The following is a 21,913-nucleotide window of genomic DNA, read 5'->3' as shown; positions in this document are numbered from 1 at the left end:
AAGAGGAATTTAAGCCTCCCAGCGTCCGAGAATACCACAAGGCAAATTCAATCCCGAGCGTGTGATCGGCAATCCGATTTCACCAGCGCTAATTTGGCCGCCGTACTTTTGTTGCATTGTCATGCTCAGCATGTTGCGCAATACAGTAGGCGAAATACCTGTAGTATAGGAGTTAATGAGCATGAACAGCGGTTGATCTGAAATGATGCTCATGCAGGATTCGAGAAACGGGTATAAGCTTTCTTCAAGCTTCCAAGTTTCTCCGTTCGGTCCGCGCCCGTAAGAAGGAGGGTCCATAATAATGGCATCATAACGGTTGCCCCGACGTTGTTCTCGTTGCACGAACTTGAATACGTCGTCCGTAATGAAACGTACCGGACGGTCAGCCAGACCGGACAATTGAACGTTTTCCTTTGCCCACTGTACCATGCCTTTGGCGGCATCCACGTGAACCACACTGGCTCCAGCATACGCAGCAGCAGTAGTGGCTCCTCCCGTGTATGCAAACAGGTTCAGTACAGAAATGGGTCTGCCTGCACCTTTGATTTTATCCATCATCCAGCTCCAGTTTGCTGCTTGCTCTGGGAAAAGACCAGTATGCTTAAAGCTGGTCGGTTTAATGTGGAATTTAAGCGGTCCATAGCTAATGGTCCAGCGCTCAGGGATAGGTTTTTTCATGTCCCAATTGCCACCACCGGAGGAACTACGGTGGTAATGTCCATGAACATTACGCCACTCGGCTGTTTCCTGGGCCAAAGGCCATATGATTTGCGGATCGGGACGACGCAGGACAATATCACCCCAACGTTCTAGTTTTTCACCACCGCCTGTATCCATTACTTCATAGTCTTTCCATTCTTGTGCTACATACATGTACAATCCATCCTTCAGCAGTCAATTCAGGATTCAGGCAGCAAGCTGCACAGAAATCCCCATATGGAGTCTATTGTACAACAAACCACAGCAACAATCGAATGATTACATAAATAAGTAAGTAGTCACTTGGTCTAAAATATTTTTTCTCGGATATACTTGTAATTATAGCGCTTCCATATTAAAATGAAGCCAATCCCACTTGTACGTACAACCATCCGTTTTTTATTATAATAATGAAAATGGAATGAATTGTACGTACATAATATTTTTTTATCAACACAGCTGAAATTCTACTTCATTAAACAGGCCTCTAATTAATTTGCTTATCCATAGGTTTTCAGCCAGCAGCCGCATGTCATGCGGCTGTTTTGCGTATATTTCCCCAAGATTAAACCTAGTTTTTGAAATTAACATTTGACAATGAGAATCATTATCAAATATTATTTGAGTAACAGGGAGTGAAAGCATCCCATATTTCAAATAAAGGTGAGGGATGAACTTGGGTAAAATCATGATTACTTATGCCAGTTTGACCGGTAATACAGAGGAAATTGCGGAATTGATCGCCGAGGGCGTCCGTCAGGCAGGACATGAGGCTGAGTTGAAGGCTTCGTATGATTGCAGCGCGCAAGAACTGCTCGCATATGACGGGTTCCTGCTGGGTGTATATACATGGGGAGATGGTGAGCTTCCTGATGAATTTTTGGATTTTTACGAGGAACTAGACGAACTTGATCTGTCTGGTAAAAAGACGGCAGTATTTGGTAGTGGAGATACATCCTATACGCAATTCTGTGGTGCAGTGGACTTGGTAGAGGAAAAAGTCAAAGAACGCGGCGCATCGGTCATTCAAGAGAGTCTGAAGATTGAATTCAATCCATTGGATGATGATAAGGAGAATTGCCGAGCTTACGGAAGACAATTTGCACAGGCTGGTATTGAAGTGTCCTGAGAAGAGAGTGAGGGATAGGTATGCGCAATAGCGATAGCTTAAGCGGCTTTCCTCTTCTGCACGACTATCAGCTGGAGGAGATGTGGAGAACTCCACAGCCAATCCGTCAATCACAGAGGAAAAGAGGGCGTGAGGGCTGGAATTGGCGGCAACGGGTTCAATATGCAGTAGGGCATGCGCTCAACGAATACTTTGGAATGGAAGTAAAGGTACGGCGGGAAGTCCCTGTCCAGTATGTGCTGGAGAAATGGTGGCCCAAGCAGTCAGACAGCTTTGAATCTTTGTTCCATTATTGGGATGTCAAAAATAAAGTGTCAGGTGAGTTGTCAAAAATTTGTGGCTTAAATAATGACTTGATGATGCCTGTGATGCTGTATGAACAATTTTGTACGTCCGTGCCTGAGTTAGAGGTCAATATTTCACTTATTGTTCAGGCTGCTTGGCAACTATCAGCAGAAACAGATTCCCTGCTCATTCAAAAGTACATCGTTGACTATAATCCTAACGTTATTAGTACATTCCAACATATGACAAATGTATTTTGTTATTATGCATTTGGAGCTCTTCCTCAGCTTATTGAGGTATACTGCCTGCTGGAAGGCAAGAAGGTCCGTTTCATTCCGGGACCTGTTTCTTTACAGCAATCTCTGGATTACGTACGGCTATTACGGGATTCCAAAGAGGATGTACATGGCACGACAGAACGCTGCCGTTGCGGAGGGTGCATAGGGAAGCAAGTTTCTCAGGGAAACAGAATGAATAAGAACACGAAGGAAGGGCAGGAGGCGAAAAACTGCAAACAACGGTTAGCTGTACCTACGCCTTTCTCTTAACATTATTGTGTAACCCTTTAATTGTAAACTATCCCTTTTCGTGAAAGAGCCTTGGAAACAAGGTTCTTTTTTATGAAAAAAAATTATGAAAAAACTGAAAATTTATGTTGCCTGAATAGATAAATATATCTATAATATTTCAATGTACAATAGTTATATGAAAATATTTAAATATAAAAGACGGTTTGTGGACCATGGATCAGATTGTCCTATGTACATAAAATAAGTCCTGTCTTTTGCATGGCACGTTGCCATGTGTTTATTTACGTTCTCCATTTGGTTTAATGGCCTAATATTTCAATTTTAAAATATTAGCGTTGAATAATAAAAATTTTTTGGACAACAGGGGTGGAAGAAGTGAGTAAGAAAACTGTATTGCCAATCCTCATTGTACTGCTCGTTCTGAGCGGTGGAGCTATTGGCTACTATTATTGGTATCAAGCAACACACTTTGTTAAAAGTGACGATGCGCGCATTCAAGCCGATCAATATAAGGTAATGCCGCAAATCTCCGGAGAAATAAGCCACATTGATGTGGAAGAAGGAGATGTTGTTCAGCGTAATGAACCGATTGCCGAGCAGGATGTATCGGGGCTGGATGCGAGCATGATCAGCAAGTCCGTACTGCGCGCGCCGATCAATGGAACTGTCATTAAGATTTATTCGAAAGAGCATGAAATCGGATCGCCGGGTAGTGCTGTTGCAACTATGGTGGATATGAACAGCTTGTATGTATCCACGAATATTGAAGAAAATGACATTAACCGCATTAAACCAGGACAGCTTGTTGACATTACGCTTGATGCAGCAGGGGACCAGGTGATTCAGGGTAAAGTTCGTAAAGTAGGCGAAGCCTCCAACGCCGTGTTCTCACTCGTTCCTGCAGTAAACACAAGTGGTAATTTTAACAAGGTGACTCAGCGTGTGCCTGTAGAGATTGCTGTGAACAAGCCGAAGGATCTGAAGCTTATTCCTGGAACGAACGTGGAAGTAAAAATTCATACACCTTAAAAAGGAGGGGTCCATGTGGCTGCCAATGATATTGCTGCTGCTCCTTCGACAGATTCTTCCAAAGAACGCTGGCTTGCCTTTTTCGCTATCGTTTTAGGCGCCTTTGTCGCCATTCTGAACAACAGTCTGATCAATGTCGCCATTCCTAGATTGACGACGGATTTAGGATCTACGACGACACGTATTCAGTGGGTTATTACAGGTTACACGCTTGCATCTGGTGTAATCGTACCGATTACCGGATATATGGAGCAGCGCCTCGGATACAAAAAGTTTTTGATTCTAGCGCTCAGCGTATTTTCGCTGGGAACGGGAATATGTATTTTTGCATGGAGTGATTCTTCCCTGATCGCAGCACGGGTGCTGGCTGGTCTGGGCGGTGGTGTTATTATGCCGCTGAGTATGACGATTATTTACAAAATTATGCCGCGTGAACAAATCGGTATGTCCCTTGGTATATGGGGGATCGCCGCAATGGCAGCGCCGGCTGTAGGGCCTACGCTTAGCGGATATTTGATTGAGTGGTTTAACTGGCGGTTCTTGTTTATTGTCAGTGTGCCGGTTGCTTTATTTGCAATTTTAATGGTTATTCTTCTAATCAAAGAGCCGCCTAAAGTAGAGCCGAAGCCGTTTGATCTACCGGGCTTTTTGCTGGCCGCAACTTGTGCCGGAACACTCTTGTACGCATTGACCAACGGCCAGCGTGATGGCTGGACTTCTTTTGGAATTGTATCCCTGCTGTTTATTGCTTTCTGGGCACTTGTTTTTCTGATCTATGTAGAAAGCGGCAAGGATAATGCTGTAATTGAAATCTCATTATTCAAGAATTCAAAGTATACGATTAGTGTTATTGCCTCTAGTCTGGTCATGATGGGGATGTACGGAGGAACGTTCCTAACACCGTTGTTTTTGCAAAATATCCAGCGTGTGTCACCGATTGATACTGGTATTATCCTCATTCCACAGGCCATTGCCATGGCGGCTATGATGCCTATTGCCGGGAAGCTGTTCGATAAGTTCGGAATTGTGCCTTTGGGGCTTGTGGGCCTGACGCTAACCAGCTTTATGACCTATCATCTTCACCAGCTTACGCCAGATACTTCGCATGCCTGGTTGGAAACCGTAATGGCATTACGGGGTCTGGGAATTGGTATTTGCATGATGCCATTATCCACGGTCGGTATGAATGCCGTTCATCCGAGCAAGGTAGCCAATGCATCTACAGCATCCAATCTGGTACGTACTGTAGCTGCATCTATGGCGATTGCAGTGCTAACCGCCATTATGCAAAGCCGTTCGGCTGCTCATGCCCAGCAAATTTCGGAGTCCATTACACCAGACTCGGCTCATACGCTACAAGCGACATTGGGCAGCTCATGGATGTCATCCATAAGTAGTTTAATCACACTAGATGCCACATCAAGAGGGATTGGGGATACGTTCCTCATTTCATCCATACCGCTGTTTTGCACGATTCCACTAATCTTTTTGTTTATTCAGAGGAAGAAAGCAAAGACACAGCCGGAAGCTTAATCAAGGAATTATAAAATACGACTGGATGGCTTACATTATTTCCACGGACAGAAAGAAAGGGAATTATCATGAAAATATTGAGAGTAGAAAGTACATTAGTGGCTTTAGTGCTCGGCGGCGCAGTGCTGGCAGGCTGCTCCAGTAATAGCGGGGCGGCTCAGGATATGGTCGTTCCGGTTAAAATCAGCCAAGCACAGCAGGGAATTATCGGACAGGGGAATATTTATACAGGAACGGTTACACCATCGGAGACGGTGAACATCGTGCCTAAAGTGGGCGGTAAAGTGGTTGAACTGCCTGTGGATATTGGCTCCGAGGTTAAAAAGGGTCAAGTACTGTTCAAGCTTGATGATAAGGACATGCGGAATAATGTTGCGAAAGCCCGCGCCGCAGCAGCTGCGGCAGCAGCCGGAGTAAGCACCGCTCAAGCATCCCACGAATCTACGATGGTTCAGGCAAACTCGGGCTTAGTGCAGTCCAAGAGTGGCGTGATTCAATCCCAAAGTGCAATCAATCAGGCACAGGGAGCTATTAATCAAGCCACTACAGCCGTAGAACAAGCAACACATGGTGTCTCCTCGGCAGCCAATACGGTGAAACAAACGCAGCAAGCTTTGGCAGATGCACAGAAGAATGTAACACGTACACAAAGTCTATTTGATGCAGGTGCGAGCACCCAAGCTCAATTAGAACAAGCCAAAACAGCAGTCGTGAATGCGGAAGCGGCTTACAATAATGCACAAAATGCGCAGGCTAACGCGCAAGATCAGCTGGTAGCTGCGCAGAAGGCTCTAACTACAGCTCGCAACAGCTATGATTCAGCAAAAAATAGCTACAGTAATGCAAATAGCGGTTACAGTAATGCGCAAAATCAGCTCAAAGTATCTCAAAATACTGCGGTTATCGAGTCCAGCCAACAATCTCTTAAGCAGGCTCAGCTGAATGTGAACATTGCTCAGGATGCATTGGATGACACCGTTGTTACATCACCGATCAATGGTATTGTGGGCACGAAAAATGCAGAAGTGGGCGAAATGGTATCCGCTCAGTCTCCTGCGCTGGTCATCGCTAATCTGAGTACGGTCAATACATTGATCTATGTTCCAGCGGAGCAGATCAACAATGTAAAAGCAGGTGACAAGGTACAGGTTCGTGTTGCAGCTTCCAACATTGTAACAACAGGTACAGTTAAAAATGTAAGCCCGTTGGATGCAAGTGGAAAAGGCTATCCTGTAAAAATCTCAGTAGCGAATCCAGACACGAAACTGAAATCCGGCATGTTGGCTGATATCAGCTTTGTCGCTGCCAATGCACAAGAAGGAATTGTGGTTCCTACTGCGGCAGTTCAAAAGGATCAAGGTAAAGAATATGTATATGTTGTAAACGGAGACCATGCGAAACGTAAGGAAGTGAAGACTGTTCAGACGGCAGGTTCACAAACACTCGTTACCAGTGGCTTGAGCAATGAGGAGAATGTGATCGTGAATAATCTGGCATTGCTGTCCGATAACTCACCGATTACAATTAGCCAATAATTAGGCTCTAAACTTACGTACTATATAATAGTAGAAGTTTATTATGAATATGCAAAGACAGCCTGCTTAGCGGGCTGTCTTGTTTTTATTTCATTCAGCAAATTTTACATAGGATTAATGTCGATATGGGACTATTTTTGACGAACATTGGTAGAATAGGATAGACTAAATTGGAAATAGATAGTTTACGAGATCTCAGACAAGCGATCGGAGGAATTGTAAGATGGAAGTGAAATTGGTAGTGGATTATGAAGCTTATGAGAATGGCCAAACGATGGCTAAATCTATTGAGGAACTGGCAGCCAAGCCGGAGAGCGCGCAAGTTACAGATCTCATCATTGGAGATTGGGGCGGCGCCTATGAAAGTTCACCAGAGGATTTTATCCCAGTGTTAGTGAAACTCAAAGATCAATTCCCTAAGATACGCAAACTGTTTATTGGTGATATGGAATACGATGAGTGTGAGGTTTCCTGGATTAACCAGACGAATCTGTCCCCATTGTTAGAAGCGTTTCCAGCATTGGAGTCCTTTCATATCAAAGGTAGCCAGGACCTGAGCTTGGAGCCGCTTCGTCATAACCATCTTCAAGAATTGGTTATTATCTGTGGTGGTCTGCCTGTGAGCGTTCTTGAGCAAATACGTAATGCTGAACTGCCTGAACTGCGCAAGTTGGAACTGTATTTGGGTGTCGAGAACTATGGCTTTGACGGTAGCCTGAAAGATGTTTTGCCGTTTTTAGACAGCAATCCTTTTCCCAAACTTACATACTTGGGACTCAAAGATAGTGAAATACAGGATGAAATTGCTATTGCAGCAGCTAATGCCCCTGTGATTGGACAATTGGAAGTGCTGGATCTCTCACAAGGTACGTTGTCTGATAAAGGTGCAGAAGCGCTACTGGCTAGTGAAAGTATAAAAGGGCTGAAGCATCTGGATTTGAGCTATCATTATATGTCTAGTGAAATGATGCAACGTTGGAAAAGCTCAGGTCTATCTGTGAACGTGGAAGATCAACAAGAAGCGGATGAGGAAGATGATTGGCGCTATCCATCACTGACTGAGTAATTTGTACAAATGGATTTCTAAAACGGACTGTTTTCAAAATTAAATTGATCTAAAGTGAGGCGGCTCTATGGTTAGGATGTCAGACTGTAATGTCAGCGAGCCGTTTATCTTGTTCGGTAATCCGGGAAATCGTCGAACTACTGGGCTGCAGGAGGCGAGAAGCAGATTAATGCTTCCGCCCGCTCTGGAGGTTTCCTATAAGAATGTGCTGGAAGCTATTCGGCAGAAACAAGGTCTGAGCGAGCTGATGTTGCGAATAGCTGCACGAGCTACGCAAGATAGCGTGAATGGCAGTTCCTTTGTGCAAGAGAGCATTGATCAGTTACTGGCGGGGCAGATGGACAGTGGCCCGCTGCTTCGCCTAGATGCACCGGGCGAAAGCTTTGAGGTAGAGCGAGAGTTGATTGCTTTGGGCGCTCCGGATGCTGAGGGAGACGATTCTCTGTTGCCATGTCCGGAATGGACACAAGGCACAGGTATATCGGCGGCAGAAGCGCGATGTCTGCAGGAGCAGCACGGTCGTATTTGGCACCCGGCACAATGGTTCCGGGGCTATTGCCGTCTGCTGGCCTGGCTACGGGATGAAGTGGCTCTGCTCTGGCCCTCGTCACACTGGATGAACGACCCGGCGGAAGTTGCCGTGATGTTCGACAAACGGCGTTGTAGCGCCGATTTAGGCAAGGCAGATATAAGGGTTCCACCAGTGCTTGCATCTTCAGGTGGTGCATTTCGTGATGTTGTCGATCTGCACACGGCAATGAAGGAGAGCGGGTTTCACCGCGTATTTGTGAAAATATTTTGTGGGTCCGGTGCTTCTGGTGTCATGGCCTATCAGGTACATCCCCACACACACGCGGAACTGGCAGTGACCACGATTGGAACGGAAATCATACACGGACAGCGCGTGTATTATAATGCCGGACGATTGCGTCGTTATATGGATAAGCAGGACATTCATGCTATCCTTAACTGGCTATGCCTGGAAGGGGTACATGTGGAGCGCTGGATTCCCAAAGCGACCTTGAATGGGCGTGTTTATGATGTGCGCCAACTCGTGTGCGGATCAGAAGCTTGCCATGCGGTTTTACGTTTGAGCCACAGCCCTATTACGAATTTGCATTTGCGTAATGAGCGGCTCTCGCTGAAGGAAGCCGGATTACCGCAGAATACGGTGGAATCGGTCCAGCTTACGGCGAAAGCTGCTATGAGTGTTTTTCCAGCCTCCATGGTTGCTGGACTGGATGTGCTGGTTCCGGCTCATGGTGGTCATCCCTATGTGTTGGATGTTAATCCGTTCGGTGATTTGCTGTACCGGGTTGAGCATCAGGGTTGGAATCCGTATGAATGGGAAATGCAGCACCTCGCTAATAGGAGCGTGGGTACGGAAAGGAAAAACAGATATGACTGATATGAATCAAATTGTCGGCTCTCATGATATTGTCATGATTACGCTTGATACTCTGCGTTATGACGTAGCAAAGCTGGAAGAAGAGAACTGTCCGAATTTGTGCGGCTCCGGGTCGTGGGAAAAACGCCATACACCGGGTAGCTTTACCTATGCTGCACATCATGCTTTTTTTGGCGGATTTTTGCCGACTCCAGCGAATACAGATAAGACTTCACATATTCGTCTGTTCCACACCAAGGATACGGGATTGCGTACGCATTCACATACGTGGCTGTTCGATGCCCCGGATATTGTGTCCGGGCTAGAGGGTGAAGGTTATCGGACCATCTGTATCGGCGGCGTTATTTTTTTCACAAAGAAAAATAAGCTTGCCAAGGTGCTGCCTGGATATTTCCAAGAAAGCTACTGGCGTATGAACTTTGGTGTTACCAACCCCCGTTCGACGGAGAATCAGGTGAATCATGCTCTGAAACTGTTGGAAAATGCAGACCCGTCACAGCGCTTGTTTTTATTTCTGAATGTATCAGCGATCCATGGGCCTAATCATTATTTTGTGAAGGGCGCAGCCAAAGATTCAGTGGAGTCTCAACGGGCAGCCTTGCGGTATGTGGATGGTGAACTTGGACGTTTGTTTGATGCTTTGCGAAATCGGGGCAAGACGTTTTGCATGGTTTTTTCCGATCATGGTACAGCTTATGGGGAAGACGGCTATGAAGGACATCGTCTGGCGCATGAGGTAGTCTGGAATGTGCCTTACCGCGAATTTATTTTATAGAGCAAATAGAAGTATAGATTGCACTGGTAAAATATCAAGAAATCAATCCAGCGTGAGGAAGGAGCAGAAATGAAAGCCATAAATCTGAATCACTCGCATCCAGCGGATGCGCCAGCCCTGGAGATAGACACAAACTTAGCACCGTCTAGGTTTCAGTGGCCTGAAACTCCTGCTGAATGGGCAAGCACAATCCGTGAAGCTCCTTACCGCTCCTATCTGTACTCTTACCCGCATAAAACGGCCTATCGTCCGTTTGATACACCACTCTCATTACAGGAGTTGTGGGAGAAGGAGGAGTTAGAAAGCTATTTTTTGTATATGCATATTCCATTTTGCGCGGCTCGCTGTGGGTTTTGTAACCTGTTCACTTTGCCGGACAAGCGTCTGGATGTACATAAGGAGTATGTGGATGCACTAGAAAGACAAGCCAAGCAATGGACACCCATTATGGGGCGTCGACCTTTTTCACGTTTTGCGATCGGCGGCGGTACACCGACCTTACTGGAGGCTCCTTTGGTGGAGCGCTTGTTTGACATTGCGGAAAATATTATGGGACTGGACCCTAAGCGAGCTTCTATTTCGGTGGAGACCTCTCCCGATACTGTGACTGAAGACAGGTTGGAGGTGCTCAAGCGCCGCGGGACAGATCGTGTCAGTATGGGAATTCAGAGCTTTGTGGAATCAGAAAGTGCCGCCATATACCGACCTCAGAAGCCCAAACTTGTTAGAGAAGCACTTGAGCGGCTGGTGGAATACAACTTTCCTTTGCTGAACGTAGATCTGATCTATGGCTTGCCTGGTCAAACGGTGGAAACCTGGCTGTATTCTTTAGAGGAAGCCCTGTCTTACTCGCCAGGAGAAATATTTCTTTATCCGTTATATATTCGAGAAAATACGATTTTAAAGCCAGGCTATACCGGGCTGGATCATGATATTCGCCTTAGCTTGTATGAAGTGGCGCGCGAACGGCTCAAACAAGCAGGATATGTACAATACTCCATGCGCCGTTTTGCAAAAAATGATGGTATATCCAGCAAAGAGCTTTTGCCCTACAGTTGCCAGGAGGAAGGTATGGCTGGTCTGGGGTGTGGTGCACGCTCCTATACACGCAATGTCCACTATGCCAGCCGTTATGGGGTTAGTGCAGCAGCTACCCGTAGCATTATCGCAGATTATGTTGCTGCGGAACGTCATGATCTGGCTGACTACGGCTTTATTTTAAATGTGGATGAGAGTAAGCGACGCTTTATCTTAAAGGCGCTTCTTCATCGGGAAGGTTTGGAGCTATCAGCCTATGCAGAGCGCTTCGGTGTATCCCTGTCGGACGATTTTACAGGAATGTCGTTGCTGCTGGAATCCGGTATGGCTGTCGTCGAGGAGGGCACGCTGCGACTTACAGAGGAAGGAATGGCCTATTCCGATGCGATTGGGGACTGGATGATCTCCACGTCAGTACGTGAGCGTATGGAAGGATATGTAGGCGCATGAGAGCGACCTTATATTATCGTGGTTCGTTGACCTCGTGTAACTATGCTTGCCCTTATTGCCCGTTCAGTAAAAACGTTGATAGTCGGGAAACGTTGAACAAGGATCGGGTCCAGTTGGAACGTTTTGCTGATTGGGTACGGGAACAGGGCGTTTTGGGGCATCGTCTCTCTATTTTTTTTAATCCGTATGGAGAAGCCTTGATTCATTCCTGGTATCGCAAGACCATGATTGAGTTTTCCCACATGGCGCATGTGGAAAAAGTGGCGGTACAGACGAATCTCTCGACGAAGCTGGATTGGACGAAAGAACTGAACCCGGAGACTGCTGCGCTGTGGGCTACATATCACCCTGGAGAGACGAAAGAGCAAGTTTTTATATCGCAGGCTATGAAGTTATATGAACTTGGTATTTCCTATAGTGTCGGTACCGTCGGGTTAAGACAAGCCTTCCCAGCTATTCGTTCCTTAAGATCGCAACTTCCAAGGGATGTTTATTTGTGGGTCAACGCCTACAAGGATCGACCCCATTATTATACAGATGCTGAAGTCACTGAATTAACTGCGATCGACCCCTATTTTCAATGGAATTTAAAGGATTATAGCAGTCGGGGACGGGCATGTCGCGCCGGTGAAGATGTATTTTATGTCCAGGGTGACGGAAGAGTAAAACACTGCTATCAGGATCGACGGGTACTTGGACACTTATATAGGGATGGTCTTGAGGGTCTGAATGGCAAACGTCCGTGCCGGATGGAAGAATGCGGCTGCTATATCGGCTATATTCATATGGAAGAGCAGCCATTTCAGGAAATGTACGGTAGTGGCTTACTCGAAAGAGTGCCGCAAGTACAGGTATCTCCGGTTCCATCATTTAGCAGACAGGCTGTTCATAGAGATAATGAATCCATATAACAAGGGGTGTCCACATCTAAATGTAATACTATAGCACCTTGATCTATTAGAGAAACGATCAACAAAAAACCGACCCTTGCCATCAAGCAAAGGTCGGTTCATTTGTTTTATAATAACTCTATACGACAATAACTCTATACGACTGTTCTATGCGATATAATCAAGTTTGGATGATAGCAGTAATTTCTTCATCCAGATCCAATCTGATTTGTTCGCGATAGGCACGAATATTGTATTCGGAATATAGGTATCTCAGAATGGCTTCAATCATATTGGCTTCCACCAGATATTGACTGCGGCCCTGTACATGGACTTCTGCTGAATAACCTGTATCCTCTTCCCAGCTTAGTTCTACTGTCACATCCGTGGGCTGGACACCTTTACGTTCAGCCATATGCAAGCAAATAGCGTTGACAATCTCATCCATACTCAAAATCATAGCTTAGTAACGTCCTCCACGGGAATCATCTGGTCTGCGACGATTTTTAATAGCACGGTAGATACCTACTCCGATCATGATCAGGACGTAAATGGCCAGAACGTTAACGGCAAGGCCAAGCAAGCTGCCCAATGCGCCCATGTTGCCGAACAATCCGCCGAAGAGCATACCTGCCAAACCGCCCAGCATCATACCTTTCAGAAATCCGCCGCCACCGCCAAGGAATCCACCGGTTCTGCTTGTATTACCAGCAGTTGCCCCTGACTTGGCTCCGCTATCTGACTTATTAATTCCATTGCTGTCATTCGCCTTGCTTGGTGTAGATTGGTATGATTTAGGTCCGGATTTAAACCCGCCGCCTCGCCTTGCGTCAGCTGTAGATGGTGCGATCATAGCAATGAGTAGGGTAAAAGCCATCATCAGCATCATCATATTTTTCAAAGTGAATGTTTTTTTCATGTAAATATAATCCCCCTTAGTAAATTTGTTTATAGGTCAAACAACCGCTTACCAGTAATACGAATGGCATGGAAAAGGGTTTCAAAGAATTTTAATTTTTAAAAAATTAAATAATAACGTCCCATAAATCCTATGCATGGATTGGCTAAAACATTCAGCTTTGCGGCTTAAGTGAAAACGGATTAGTGTCAGCACTGACATCACCGGCAAGCAGCATACGCAGAACCATTTGGCACCATTCCAGACCTGCTTTAGCATTCAAAAGTCCTTTTTGTACTAAAATATAGTCACCAAAGTTCTTACTGCCAAAATGTAAATTCTCTGCAGGAATATCGTTCAGGATATCCTCAAGATGCTGGATTTTCTGAATAAAATGACGTTTGCGTTCCTCCAGCATACGATTGGCACTACTTTTGTCCGTTAACCAAAGACAGAACAGTCGAAGACTTAATTCATCCCGTGTAACCGGAGCAGCTAACGCTTCCTGGGACCATTGCTGAAGCATATGGATTCCCTTGTCGGTAATGGTATACATTTTCTTATCAGGCTTGTCGGACTGCTGAATCCAACGGGAGGCTAGCAGTTCCTTGCTCTCCATACGGGCCAGTAGCGGATAGATCTGACTGTGCTTGGCCTGCCAAAAAGGCTGGATACGCAACATCAGATCATAGCCGGAGGATTCCTCTCTTGCGAGAAGCCCCAACAGACCATACGATAGTAAATTCATAGATCTTATCTCCTTCATCCATCATAGTAACGGTTGTAACAGCACTGCGGCAGCTATTCTGCAGCTTCATGAAAAGTGTACACTGAAACTGTATGGTTTGACAACTTTCAGTCAGGTCGTTCACAGGTTAGCCAAAATTGACTCTTGTCATTCTCCACGTATATGTGCTTTTTTTCATAAAAAAGGGTAGTTTAAGCTCGTATGTACGAGCTTAAACTACCTGGTAACCTTCTGCCGAAGCGTATCCTATTTACTGTTCATTTCCATCAACGAGAAGTGTTAACGCTCCTGTATCTGGATGAATAACCATGCCGTGAACGGGGGCATTAGGAGGGAGAAGCGGGTGATTTTTAATAAGCTTCACGGTAGTTCTTACCCCTTCTTCAATGTTGTCAAAACCTTTTAACCATTTATTTAGCTTAATTCCTGAATTTTCTAATGTATTCAGCACTTCCTGAGAAATTCCGCGATCGAGCATTTCATTGACCATGTGGTCTGCATTTAATGCAGCCATGCCGCACTCATAATGACCTACAACGACGACTTCGTCTGCTCCCAGCTCATACAGGGCGACTAGCACACTGCGCATTACACTTCCAAAGGGCTGTGAAATAATAGCACCCGCATTTTTGATGATTTTCACATCACCGTTGCGCAGGTTCATGGCTTTCGGGAGTAACTCCGTTAGCCGTGTATCCATACAAGTGATAATGACCATTTTTTTATTGGGGAACTTGCCCGTTCTATAGGCCTCGTATTCTTTGTTTTCTACGAAAACACGATTGTACTCTAAAATTTCTTTGATGTGATTCACGATTGTTCCCTCCAGATTCTATTTAAGTTTGATATGTACAGCCCAACGTTTATTTTAGGTCTTAGGAGCTGGTCGTACATGTTGTGTGTTGATTATACTTTTTAATATAAGTATCATCAAGTATAGGTATTGTAAAGTTTTATCCATTTTAAGTTAAAGAGGTGACCTCAAGTATGGCGCAACAGACGTTGGATCAATTGACGGCTTTAAAGGAGCTTTCACACAAAATCAGTAGTTATGGCGAAGCAGTAGGTCTGCTGCACTGGGATTTACGAACTGGTGCTCCGCGCAAGGGTGTTGACATTCGGTCGGAGACGTTGGGTATGCTGTCCACTGAAATGTTCAAGCTGATGATCTCGGATGAAATGGGACAATTGCTGCAATTTTTTGCCACAGTAGATAAGCTGGAGCAACTGGAAGACAATGATCGCAGATTGGTGGAGGAATGCCGTAAAAATTATGACCTGAATCGTTCGGTTCCGGCAGACCGATACCGGGATTATAGCATTCTCGCAGCGCAGGCAGAGAGCAAGTGGGAGGACGCAAAGGAACATAGCGATTTTGTCGGATTTGAACCCTACTTGTCTAAAATCGTAGACATGAAGCGTGAATTTATCGGCTACTGGGGGATTAAGGATACAGAGTATGACACGCTTTTGGATCAATATGAGCCGGGGATGACGGTTGAAAAACTGGATGCTGTGTTTGATCGTCTCAAAAAGCGCCTTGTGCCACTATTGTCTAAAATTCAGGCTTCACCGAACCAGCCGGATAAGAGCTTTTTAGATGGTGTGTTTGATGTGAAGCAGCAGGAGAAGTTCAGCCTGTTCATATTAGGTCAGATGGGGTATGACTTTGACGCAGGTCGCTTGGATGAGAGCGTACATCCTTTCGCAACAGGATTAAATCCAGGTGATGTGCGTATAACAACACATTATCTGCAAGATGATGTAACTAGTGCTATTTTCAGCTCGTTGCATGAAGGAGGCCATGCGCTGTACGAACAAAATATTGCTCCTGAGCTAGCAGGATCACTACTGTCGGGAGGAACCTCTATGGGGATTCATGAATCCCAGTCCCGCTTGTGGGAAAATAAAATCGGACGCAGTCGTGCTTTCTGGGATCGGTATTACGATGATTTGCAAAAGCATTTTCCTGATCGCTTGGCAAAGGTTACGGCAGATCAATTCTATCGGGCAGTCAACCGTGTGGAAAATTCACTGATTCGTATTGAAGCGGATGAGCTAACATATAATTTACATATCATTATCCGTTATGAAATTGAAAAAATGTTGTTTAATGAAAACCTGGATGTGAAGCGTCTCCCTGAGGTGTGGAATGCGAAATATAAGGAATACCTAGGGTTACTTCCACCGAATGATGGACTGGGCGTACTTCAAGACGTTCACTGGTCCGGTGGTGATTTTGGCTATTTTGCTTCCTACTCGCTTGGCAATATGTATGCAGCACAAATTTTGGCGACATTACGCAAAGAGTTACCAAATCTAGATGAATTAATCGCTGCTGGAGAACTTGAGCCGATCAAGCAATGGCTGACCGAACGTATTTACCGTTACGGCAAGAGCCGGACGCCTTCCGAGTTGATTGTAGCCATTACAGGTGAAGATCTGAACCCGGATTATCTCGCCGACTACCTGGAAGAGAAATATACCTCCATATACAAGCTGTAAATCATATGCCATCTTCCCCACGTTCCCGGGCGAACGTGGTTTTTTTTTTGTGCAATTAACCAATATATCGACAACCGCATAACAATATATGAAGTCAACGGATGTAAAAAGGTGGGGAGGGAATAAGGATGAAAAACGGCGCTCGTTTCAAAGCTGTGGTGGCTGCGGCACTACTCGGATTACTGTTGCTCAGTGGGTGCACCCCCAAAGGGGGGGGAGCAGACAATTGAGATCAGACTAGGCGAGGTAGCCCGTACGGTCTTTTATGCGCCGCAGTATGTAGCCTTGAGCCAGGGAATGTTTGCTCAGGAGGGACTGGATGTCCAATTGGCAACGATTCCCGGGGGGGACAAGGCGATGACGGCGTTGTTGTCCAACCAGGCGGATATCGCGCTCATCGGCGCGGAAACATCTATTTATGTGTATCAGCAAGGAGCAGAGGACCCTATCATTAATTTTGCCCAACTGACACAGAAGGATGGAACCTTTTTGTTTGCCCGTCAAACGCAAGATAACTTTGCATGGGAAAAGCTGAAAGAACAAAATTTTTTGGGGCAACGCAAGGGCGGAATGCCGCAAATGTCACTTGAATTTACGCTTCGCAAACACGGCATTGATCCTCATAAGGATCTGAAGCTGATTCAAAATATTGATTTTGCTAATGTTGCCTCTGCTTTCGGCTCGGGTACAGGGGATTATGTACAGCTATTTGAGCCACAGGCATCTATTTTTGAAAAGGCAGGTCGTGGGCGGGTAGTTGCCTCTATCGGTGTGGAGAGCGGCGAATTGCCGTATACGGTATATATGGCTAAGCAAAGCTACCTGAAGGCAAATAGCGAGGCTGCACAGAAATTTACAAATGCTGTATATCGGGCACAACAGTGGATTGCTACGCATTCACCTGAACAGATTGCCGAAGCAATCACGCCCTATTTTAAAGATACAGATTTAGCTATTTTGACGAGTAGTATCAAGCGATATAAGGAACAGAGCACCTATGCTTTGAACCCGATGATTGAGGAAAAGGAATGGAAGAACTTACAGGATGTCATGACCTCGGCAGGGGAGCTTAAAAGTCCAGTTGCACTGGATAAGCTAGTGAACCCAAGTTTTGCACAACAAGCGATTTCGTCAAATTCTACCGGAAATACTGAACCGCCTGTGAAAAAGAGCACAACTGAATCTACGGATGCAGGTGTCGATGCTGGAGGTTCGTCATGATGGAGGAACGGAGTGATCTAACTTCGGACGCGACAAGACCGATGGTGAGACTGGAGCAAGTGACGCATGTCTATGTAACGGATCGTGAAGCTTCGCTGGCGGTTGAGAATATTGATTTTTCCGTAGAGACAGGGGAGTTTGTCAGCTTGGTCGGCCCAAGCGGCTGCGGCAAAACGACGATCCTGTCCATGATCGCAGGGCTACTGCGTCCAGCGGCAGGCCAAGTCATGTTGCAAGGTCAGCCGGTAAGTGGGCCGAGTCCAGAAGTCGGTTACATGCTGCAGCAGGATTATCTGTTCCCGTGGCGGACGATCATGGAGAACGCATTGTTGGGTCTGGAACTAGCCAACAGAGTAGATGAAGCTGCACGTGAGCAGACAAGGCTGTTACTGGAAGGCATGGGTCTGGGAGGGAAGGAGCATCTGCATCCATCCCAGTTGTCTGGGGGAATGCGCCAGCGCGTGGCGCTGGTACGGACGCTGGCGACCAATCCGGGATTGCTGCTGCTGGATGAGCCGTTCTCCGCGCTGGATTATCAAACCAAGCTACAGCTGGAAGATCTGATTGCGGAAACCTTGCGCGAGCGGAGGAAGACGGCTATTTTAGTCACACATGATTTGGCCGAAGCCATTGCGGTCAGTGACCGGATTATAGTGATGGGTCGAAATCCTGGTCATGTCCGACGTACCTTCGAGATTCCGGGTTGCATCCGAGAAGCTCAGCCTTTTTATGCACGCGAGCAGCCGGGTTTTAATGAGCTTTTTCATGAAATATGGGGTGAACTGGAGGCTTCGGGAGCAAAGGAGTGAGTTAACGTATGAAGGACGAAGCGGATCAGCTTGAGCAACGTTGGATTCAAGGACTACATCAGGCGTATTTACGCAGCAGGCGTTCGCAACGATGGTTAGTGACAGGGGTACAGACAGCTATTTTACTGCTTTTGTTTGTATTATGGGAAATTGCAGGTCGATTGAAGTGGATTGATGTACTGTTGTTCAGCTATCCGAGCAAAATTTTCACCCAGATCGGTAAGGATGCGGTCAGTGGTGAATTATGGGGACATGTAGGTGTCACCGTGGGAGAGACGATGGCGGGGTTTTTACTCGGTACACTGTTAGGTACGTTGCTGGCTGTACTTATTTGGTGGTCACCGTTTTTGTCGAGGGTGCTTGACCCCTATATGGTCGTGTTCAACAGTATGCCTAAGGTGGCGCTAGGTCCAATTTTTATCGTTATGTTTGGGGCGGGATTTACTGCTATTCTAATGACAACCCTCTCCATTACGGTCATCATTACGACACTAGTCGTATACAACAGCTTTCAGGAAGTCGATTCGAATCTAATCAAAGTGGTTCGCACGTTTGGCGGATCACGCCGTGATACGTTTCAAAAGGTGATTTTGCCTGCATCCTTTCCTGCAATTGTCTCTACACTGAAAGTGAATGTGGGTATGGCATGGGTTGGCGTGATTGTTGGTGAATTTCTGGTGGCTAAAAACGGCTTAGGCTATTTGATTATCTATGGTTTTCAGGTATTCAATTTCACGCTGGTTATGTCCAGTTTGTTGATCATTGCTGTCGTAGCTACTCTGATGTATCAGGCGGTCGTGTATGTGGAGCATCGCCTGCTTTCGGGTCGTCCTCATCGGTAATAATAAAAGTTCTGAACATTTGTGTAAAACGTGAAAATAAAGTACCATGAAAAATGAAAATACTTAAAATTTATGAAAATGCTAAAACAGATTTCATCCAGAGAGGACAGAATTTTTTCATGGGCTTTCGTACGATTAAAACGGCTATTGCCGCATTAATGGCCGTACTTATTGCGGAGGGTTTTGGCATTCATGGTGCTACCTCAGCAGGGCTTTTAGCGATTTTGGGGGTGGATGTCACACGCAAGAGAAGTCTCCGTACTATTTCGGCGAGATTTTTTGCATCCGTCGTGGGGCTTCTTTTTGCTTGTGTTTTGTTTGTAGTATTCGGATTCCATGATTGGGTACTGGCATTATATATTTTAACGGCGTTTCCAGTCATTGTACGGGTGGGCTTTAAAGAAGGGATTGTCACCGGTTCGGTCGTGGTTTTTCGCGTATTCAGCGGCGGCGTGATTGATATGGAGGTACTGCTGACCCAGCTAGGTCTGCTAGTGATTGGACTGGGTTCCGCAATGATTGTCAATTTAGCCTATATGCCGGGTTCTGATAATACCATGCAACAAATTCGGCAGGAGGTAGATCGGACATTTTCTGTTATATTCAGAAATATGGCCAATACGCTGCGTAGTCCAGCATACATATGGGATGGCAAGGAAGTTATTGAAGCGAACAGCGTGATAGCCAAAGGGGTCACTGAGGCGGGGCGTTCCTTGGAAAATCAGATGCTTCGTCCCCAAGAGGGCTGGAATGTGTATTTTTATATGCGAAAAGAACAGCTGGATTCGATCCAAAACATGATGCAGTTGATCGCACAAATGTATCAGCATATGCCGCAGGCCAAGCTTCTGGCTGAGCTGTTCGACCAGCTTAGCAATGACGTTTTGGCTGGACATTATACGGGACAGACCGAGAAGCTGCTGGAGCAGGTTCGTGAAGAATTTAAAGCCATGGAGCTTCCCGCAACCCGGGAGGAATTTGAGATTCGTTCGGCATTATTACAGCTTACACATGAGCTTCATCAGTATTTGAAAATTGCGAAAAAGGACAAGGCCCCTACTCCAGTAAGAAATTAGAGTAAAGGCCTTGAGCGGCTACTATCCATGACGGACAGTAGCCTTTTCTTGTTCAGTGTCGGTAGAAGCCGGATGGTTTAAAGTCCGTTTGTGCCGAATTCGGTCTGTGATCCATAAGACAGCGGTGATCAGGCAAGGATACAGCATAGCCCATCCGACAAAGGGGAAAACGACCGCTGTAGAGATAAACGATATCCAACTAATGGCAACGCCCCAGCGACTACCACGTAGAAGTTTAATTCCTGCTGCGCAACCGCCGAGATAGGTCAGAATAAAGGTGGCGTTCGGGAACTGGATCAGGTTAGTGAGTGAAACAGTACCACTACCGTACAACACCATAATGATCACGAAGCAGACGCTAAGAAAAGCAATGCCTCCGATAGGGGTGTGGAATCGTTGGGATAACATGCCCATCCAGCGAAAGGCCTGTCCTTGCCGGGATAAAGCATAAGCGACACGTGAAGCGGCACCCACATAAGCAATAATAGTAGCGGTACAAATAAAGATACCCGTCAAGCCTGCAATTATCGCGCCCCATGGCCCAATAGCCCGGCTAATCACCCATACGAGCGAAGCATCCGAACCCCCTGCAAGGTAACTTTGTGTGCCCACAGTAGCCAGCGCTGTTAAGAAATAAAGCAAACCAACAATGACGGCTGCAATGGTCACACCTCTAACGGCCGCCCGCCGGGGATTAGTGAATTCCTCTGACATATGGGACACGGCCTCCCAACCGATAAAGCACCAAAACAGAATCGCGGCCGCTTGACCGACGGAGAGCCAGCCATGTGGAGCAAACGGGGTGAAGTGGATTGTTTTCATCTGAGGAAGTGCTGCGGCAATGGCGAATATAAGGACAGCAACGATAGCTATGACGACTGCGATCTGAATACGTCCCGCGACCTTCATGCCGATCCAATTGATGATCAGGCCCACCGCCAGCATAGCAGCGGCTAACATCATGCGGCTTTCCTCTCCCCAGCCCATGGCTGCGGTCATATAGCCGGCTCCGGTGAGTGCGGCAACAGGAGCCCCAATCGGAACTGACATGAGAAAAAACCACCCGATATAAGCACCGGCACGTGGTGAAAAGGCCAACGTGACAAAATGCGATACTCCACCCGCATTCGGGAATTTGGCGGATAGAAGACCCATAGAAAGTGCCATTGGCAAGATGAGCAGGGTCATAAAACCCCATGCCAGCAGCGATGCCGGTCCCGCCATTTGGGCGGCAAGACCAGGCACAATCAATATTCCCGAACCCAGTACAGCTCCGATATAGAGTGCAATGGCCTGTGGAAGACCAATGGTGGATTGAAGTTTACTTTCACTTGTCATGCAGAAAAGCCTTCTTTCTATTGTTATTTTCTCCAGCTTATCAGATAATCAATCTATCGGAAAAACGGAATATAACGATTGCTTGCATCGAAAAAAACGATTGAAGGAG

20 protein-coding genes and 1 pseudogene are annotated in these 21,913 nt (G+C 46.2%); 15 read left to right on the top strand and 6 right to left on the bottom strand.

Features of this window, described 5'->3' with window-relative positions:
- Positions 1-9: 9 nt before the first annotated feature.
- Positions 10-873, bottom strand: a complete 864-nt coding sequence (locus ACWA2B_RS11295) for a class I SAM-dependent methyltransferase (RefSeq protein ID WP_028540694.1) — start codon at positions 871-873, stop codon at positions 10-12.
- A gap of 496 nt (positions 874-1,369) precedes the next feature.
- Here ACWA2B_RS11295 and ACWA2B_RS11290 point away from each other — a divergent pair, with 496 nt between their 5' ends.
- The 10 genes from ACWA2B_RS11290 (at position 1,370) to ACWA2B_RS11245 (ending at position 12,388) form a co-directional block, all read left to right on the top strand.
- On the top strand, positions 1,370-1,828 hold the full coding sequence (locus tag ACWA2B_RS11290; protein WP_039271202.1) for a flavodoxin: 459 nt from the start codon (positions 1,370-1,372) through the stop codon (positions 1,826-1,828).
- A gap of 20 nt (positions 1,829-1,848) precedes the next feature.
- Positions 1,849-2,661: a hypothetical protein gene (locus ACWA2B_RS11285; protein WP_039271204.1), complete on the top strand. Its 813-nt coding sequence runs from the start codon at positions 1,849-1,851 to the stop codon at positions 2,659-2,661.
- Positions 2,662-3,018: 357 nt separating this feature from the next.
- Positions 3,019-3,672 (top strand): HlyD family secretion protein, encoded by a 654-nt coding sequence (locus tag ACWA2B_RS11280; RefSeq protein ID WP_069010635.1) that lies wholly within the window; start codon positions 3,019-3,021, stop codon positions 3,670-3,672.
- A gap of 15 nt (positions 3,673-3,687) precedes the next feature.
- Positions 3,688-5,205, top strand: coding sequence for a DHA2 family efflux MFS transporter permease subunit (locus ACWA2B_RS11275; RefSeq protein WP_061831583.1), 1,518 nt, complete (start codon positions 3,688-3,690; stop codon positions 5,203-5,205).
- A 68-nt stretch (positions 5,206-5,273) separates the two neighbouring features.
- Complete coding sequence (locus ACWA2B_RS11270; protein ID WP_449292222.1) at positions 5,274-6,740, top strand: efflux RND transporter periplasmic adaptor subunit; 1,467 nt, start codon at positions 5,274-5,276, stop codon at positions 6,738-6,740.
- Positions 6,741-6,963: 223 nt separating this feature from the next.
- Entirely contained in the window at positions 6,964-7,806 is an 843-nt protein-coding gene (locus tag ACWA2B_RS11265) for an STM4015 family protein (protein WP_039271210.1), read from the top strand.
- A 67-nt stretch (positions 7,807-7,873) separates the two neighbouring features.
- Positions 7,874-9,214 (top strand): STM4014 family protein, encoded by a 1,341-nt coding sequence (locus tag ACWA2B_RS11260; protein ID WP_449292221.1) that lies wholly within the window; start codon positions 7,874-7,876, stop codon positions 9,212-9,214.
- Positions 9,207-9,989, top strand: coding sequence for an STM4013/SEN3800 family hydrolase (locus ACWA2B_RS11255; protein WP_069010631.1), 783 nt, complete (start codon positions 9,207-9,209; stop codon positions 9,987-9,989). Before ACWA2B_RS11260 ends, ACWA2B_RS11255 begins: the two co-directional genes overlap by 8 nt.
- A 69-nt stretch (positions 9,990-10,058) precedes the next feature.
- On the top strand, positions 10,059-11,477 hold the full coding sequence (locus ACWA2B_RS11250; protein ID WP_342424948.1) for an STM4012 family radical SAM protein: 1,419 nt from the start codon (positions 10,059-10,061) through the stop codon (positions 11,475-11,477).
- The gene (locus tag ACWA2B_RS11245) at positions 11,474-12,388 is read left to right on the top strand and encodes an STM4011 family radical SAM protein (RefSeq protein WP_449292220.1); all 915 of its coding nucleotides are present in this window, start codon (positions 11,474-11,476) and stop codon (positions 12,386-12,388) included. The genes ACWA2B_RS11250 and ACWA2B_RS11245 overlap by 4 nt, the downstream gene beginning before the upstream one ends.
- Before the next feature lie 160 nt (positions 12,389-12,548).
- Here the strand turns inward: ACWA2B_RS11245 and ACWA2B_RS11240 are convergent, their stop codons facing one another.
- From ACWA2B_RS11240 to ACWA2B_RS11225, 4 genes are all read right to left on the bottom strand, one after another.
- The gene (locus ACWA2B_RS11240; RefSeq protein WP_039271218.1) at positions 12,549-12,827 is read right to left on the bottom strand and encodes a YxcD family protein; all 279 of its coding nucleotides are present in this window, start codon (positions 12,825-12,827) and stop codon (positions 12,549-12,551) included.
- A 3-nt stretch (positions 12,828-12,830) separates the two neighbouring features.
- On the bottom strand, positions 12,831-13,286 hold the full coding sequence (locus ACWA2B_RS11235) for a hypothetical protein (protein ID WP_069010626.1): 456 nt from the start codon (positions 13,284-13,286) through the stop codon (positions 12,831-12,833).
- Between the two features lie 154 nt (positions 13,287-13,440).
- The gene (locus tag ACWA2B_RS11230; protein ID WP_013310597.1) at positions 13,441-14,013 is read right to left on the bottom strand and encodes a PadR family transcriptional regulator; all 573 of its coding nucleotides are present in this window, start codon (positions 14,011-14,013) and stop codon (positions 13,441-13,443) included.
- A gap of 250 nt (positions 14,014-14,263) precedes the next feature.
- Complete coding sequence (locus tag ACWA2B_RS11225) at positions 14,264-14,827, bottom strand: beta-class carbonic anhydrase (protein ID WP_029518130.1); 564 nt, start codon at positions 14,825-14,827, stop codon at positions 14,264-14,266.
- 173 nt (positions 14,828-15,000) lie between these two features.
- Here ACWA2B_RS11225 and ACWA2B_RS11220 point away from each other — a divergent pair, with 173 nt between their 5' ends.
- The 5 genes and pseudogenes from ACWA2B_RS11220 (at position 15,001) to ACWA2B_RS11200 (ending at position 20,466) form a co-directional block, all read left to right on the top strand.
- Positions 15,001-16,518, top strand: a complete 1,518-nt coding sequence (locus ACWA2B_RS11220; RefSeq protein WP_449292219.1) for a carboxypeptidase M32 — start codon at positions 15,001-15,003, stop codon at positions 16,516-16,518.
- A 128-nt stretch (positions 16,519-16,646) separates the two neighbouring features.
- A pseudogene (locus ACWA2B_RS11215) lies at positions 16,647-17,739 on the top strand (ABC transporter substrate-binding protein).
- A complete protein-coding gene (locus ACWA2B_RS11210; protein WP_039271226.1) occupies positions 17,736-18,548 on the top strand; it encodes an ABC transporter ATP-binding protein in 813 nt (270 codons plus the stop codon). The pseudogene ACWA2B_RS11215 and the gene ACWA2B_RS11210 overlap by 4 nt, the downstream one beginning before the upstream one ends.
- Positions 18,549-18,556: 8 nt before the next feature.
- The gene (locus tag ACWA2B_RS11205; RefSeq protein ID WP_013310592.1) at positions 18,557-19,390 is read left to right on the top strand and encodes an ABC transporter permease; all 834 of its coding nucleotides are present in this window, start codon (positions 18,557-18,559) and stop codon (positions 19,388-19,390) included.
- 119 nt (positions 19,391-19,509) lie between these two features.
- A complete protein-coding gene (locus ACWA2B_RS11200) occupies positions 19,510-20,466 on the top strand; it encodes an aromatic acid exporter family protein (RefSeq protein WP_029518125.1) in 957 nt (318 codons plus the stop codon).
- Between the two features lie 21 nt (positions 20,467-20,487).
- On the opposite strand, the gene ACWA2B_RS11195 is transcribed toward ACWA2B_RS11200, so the two are convergent.
- A complete protein-coding gene (locus ACWA2B_RS11195; protein ID WP_029518124.1) occupies positions 20,488-21,804 on the bottom strand; it encodes an amino acid permease in 1,317 nt (438 codons plus the stop codon).
- Positions 21,805-21,913 lie beyond the last annotated feature (109 nt).

This window comes from Paenibacillus sp. CMM36, from assembly GCF_053570945.1.
The sequence above is the reverse complement of the archived record's forward strand: the minus strand, read 5'-3'. Positions and strand labels throughout refer to the sequence as shown.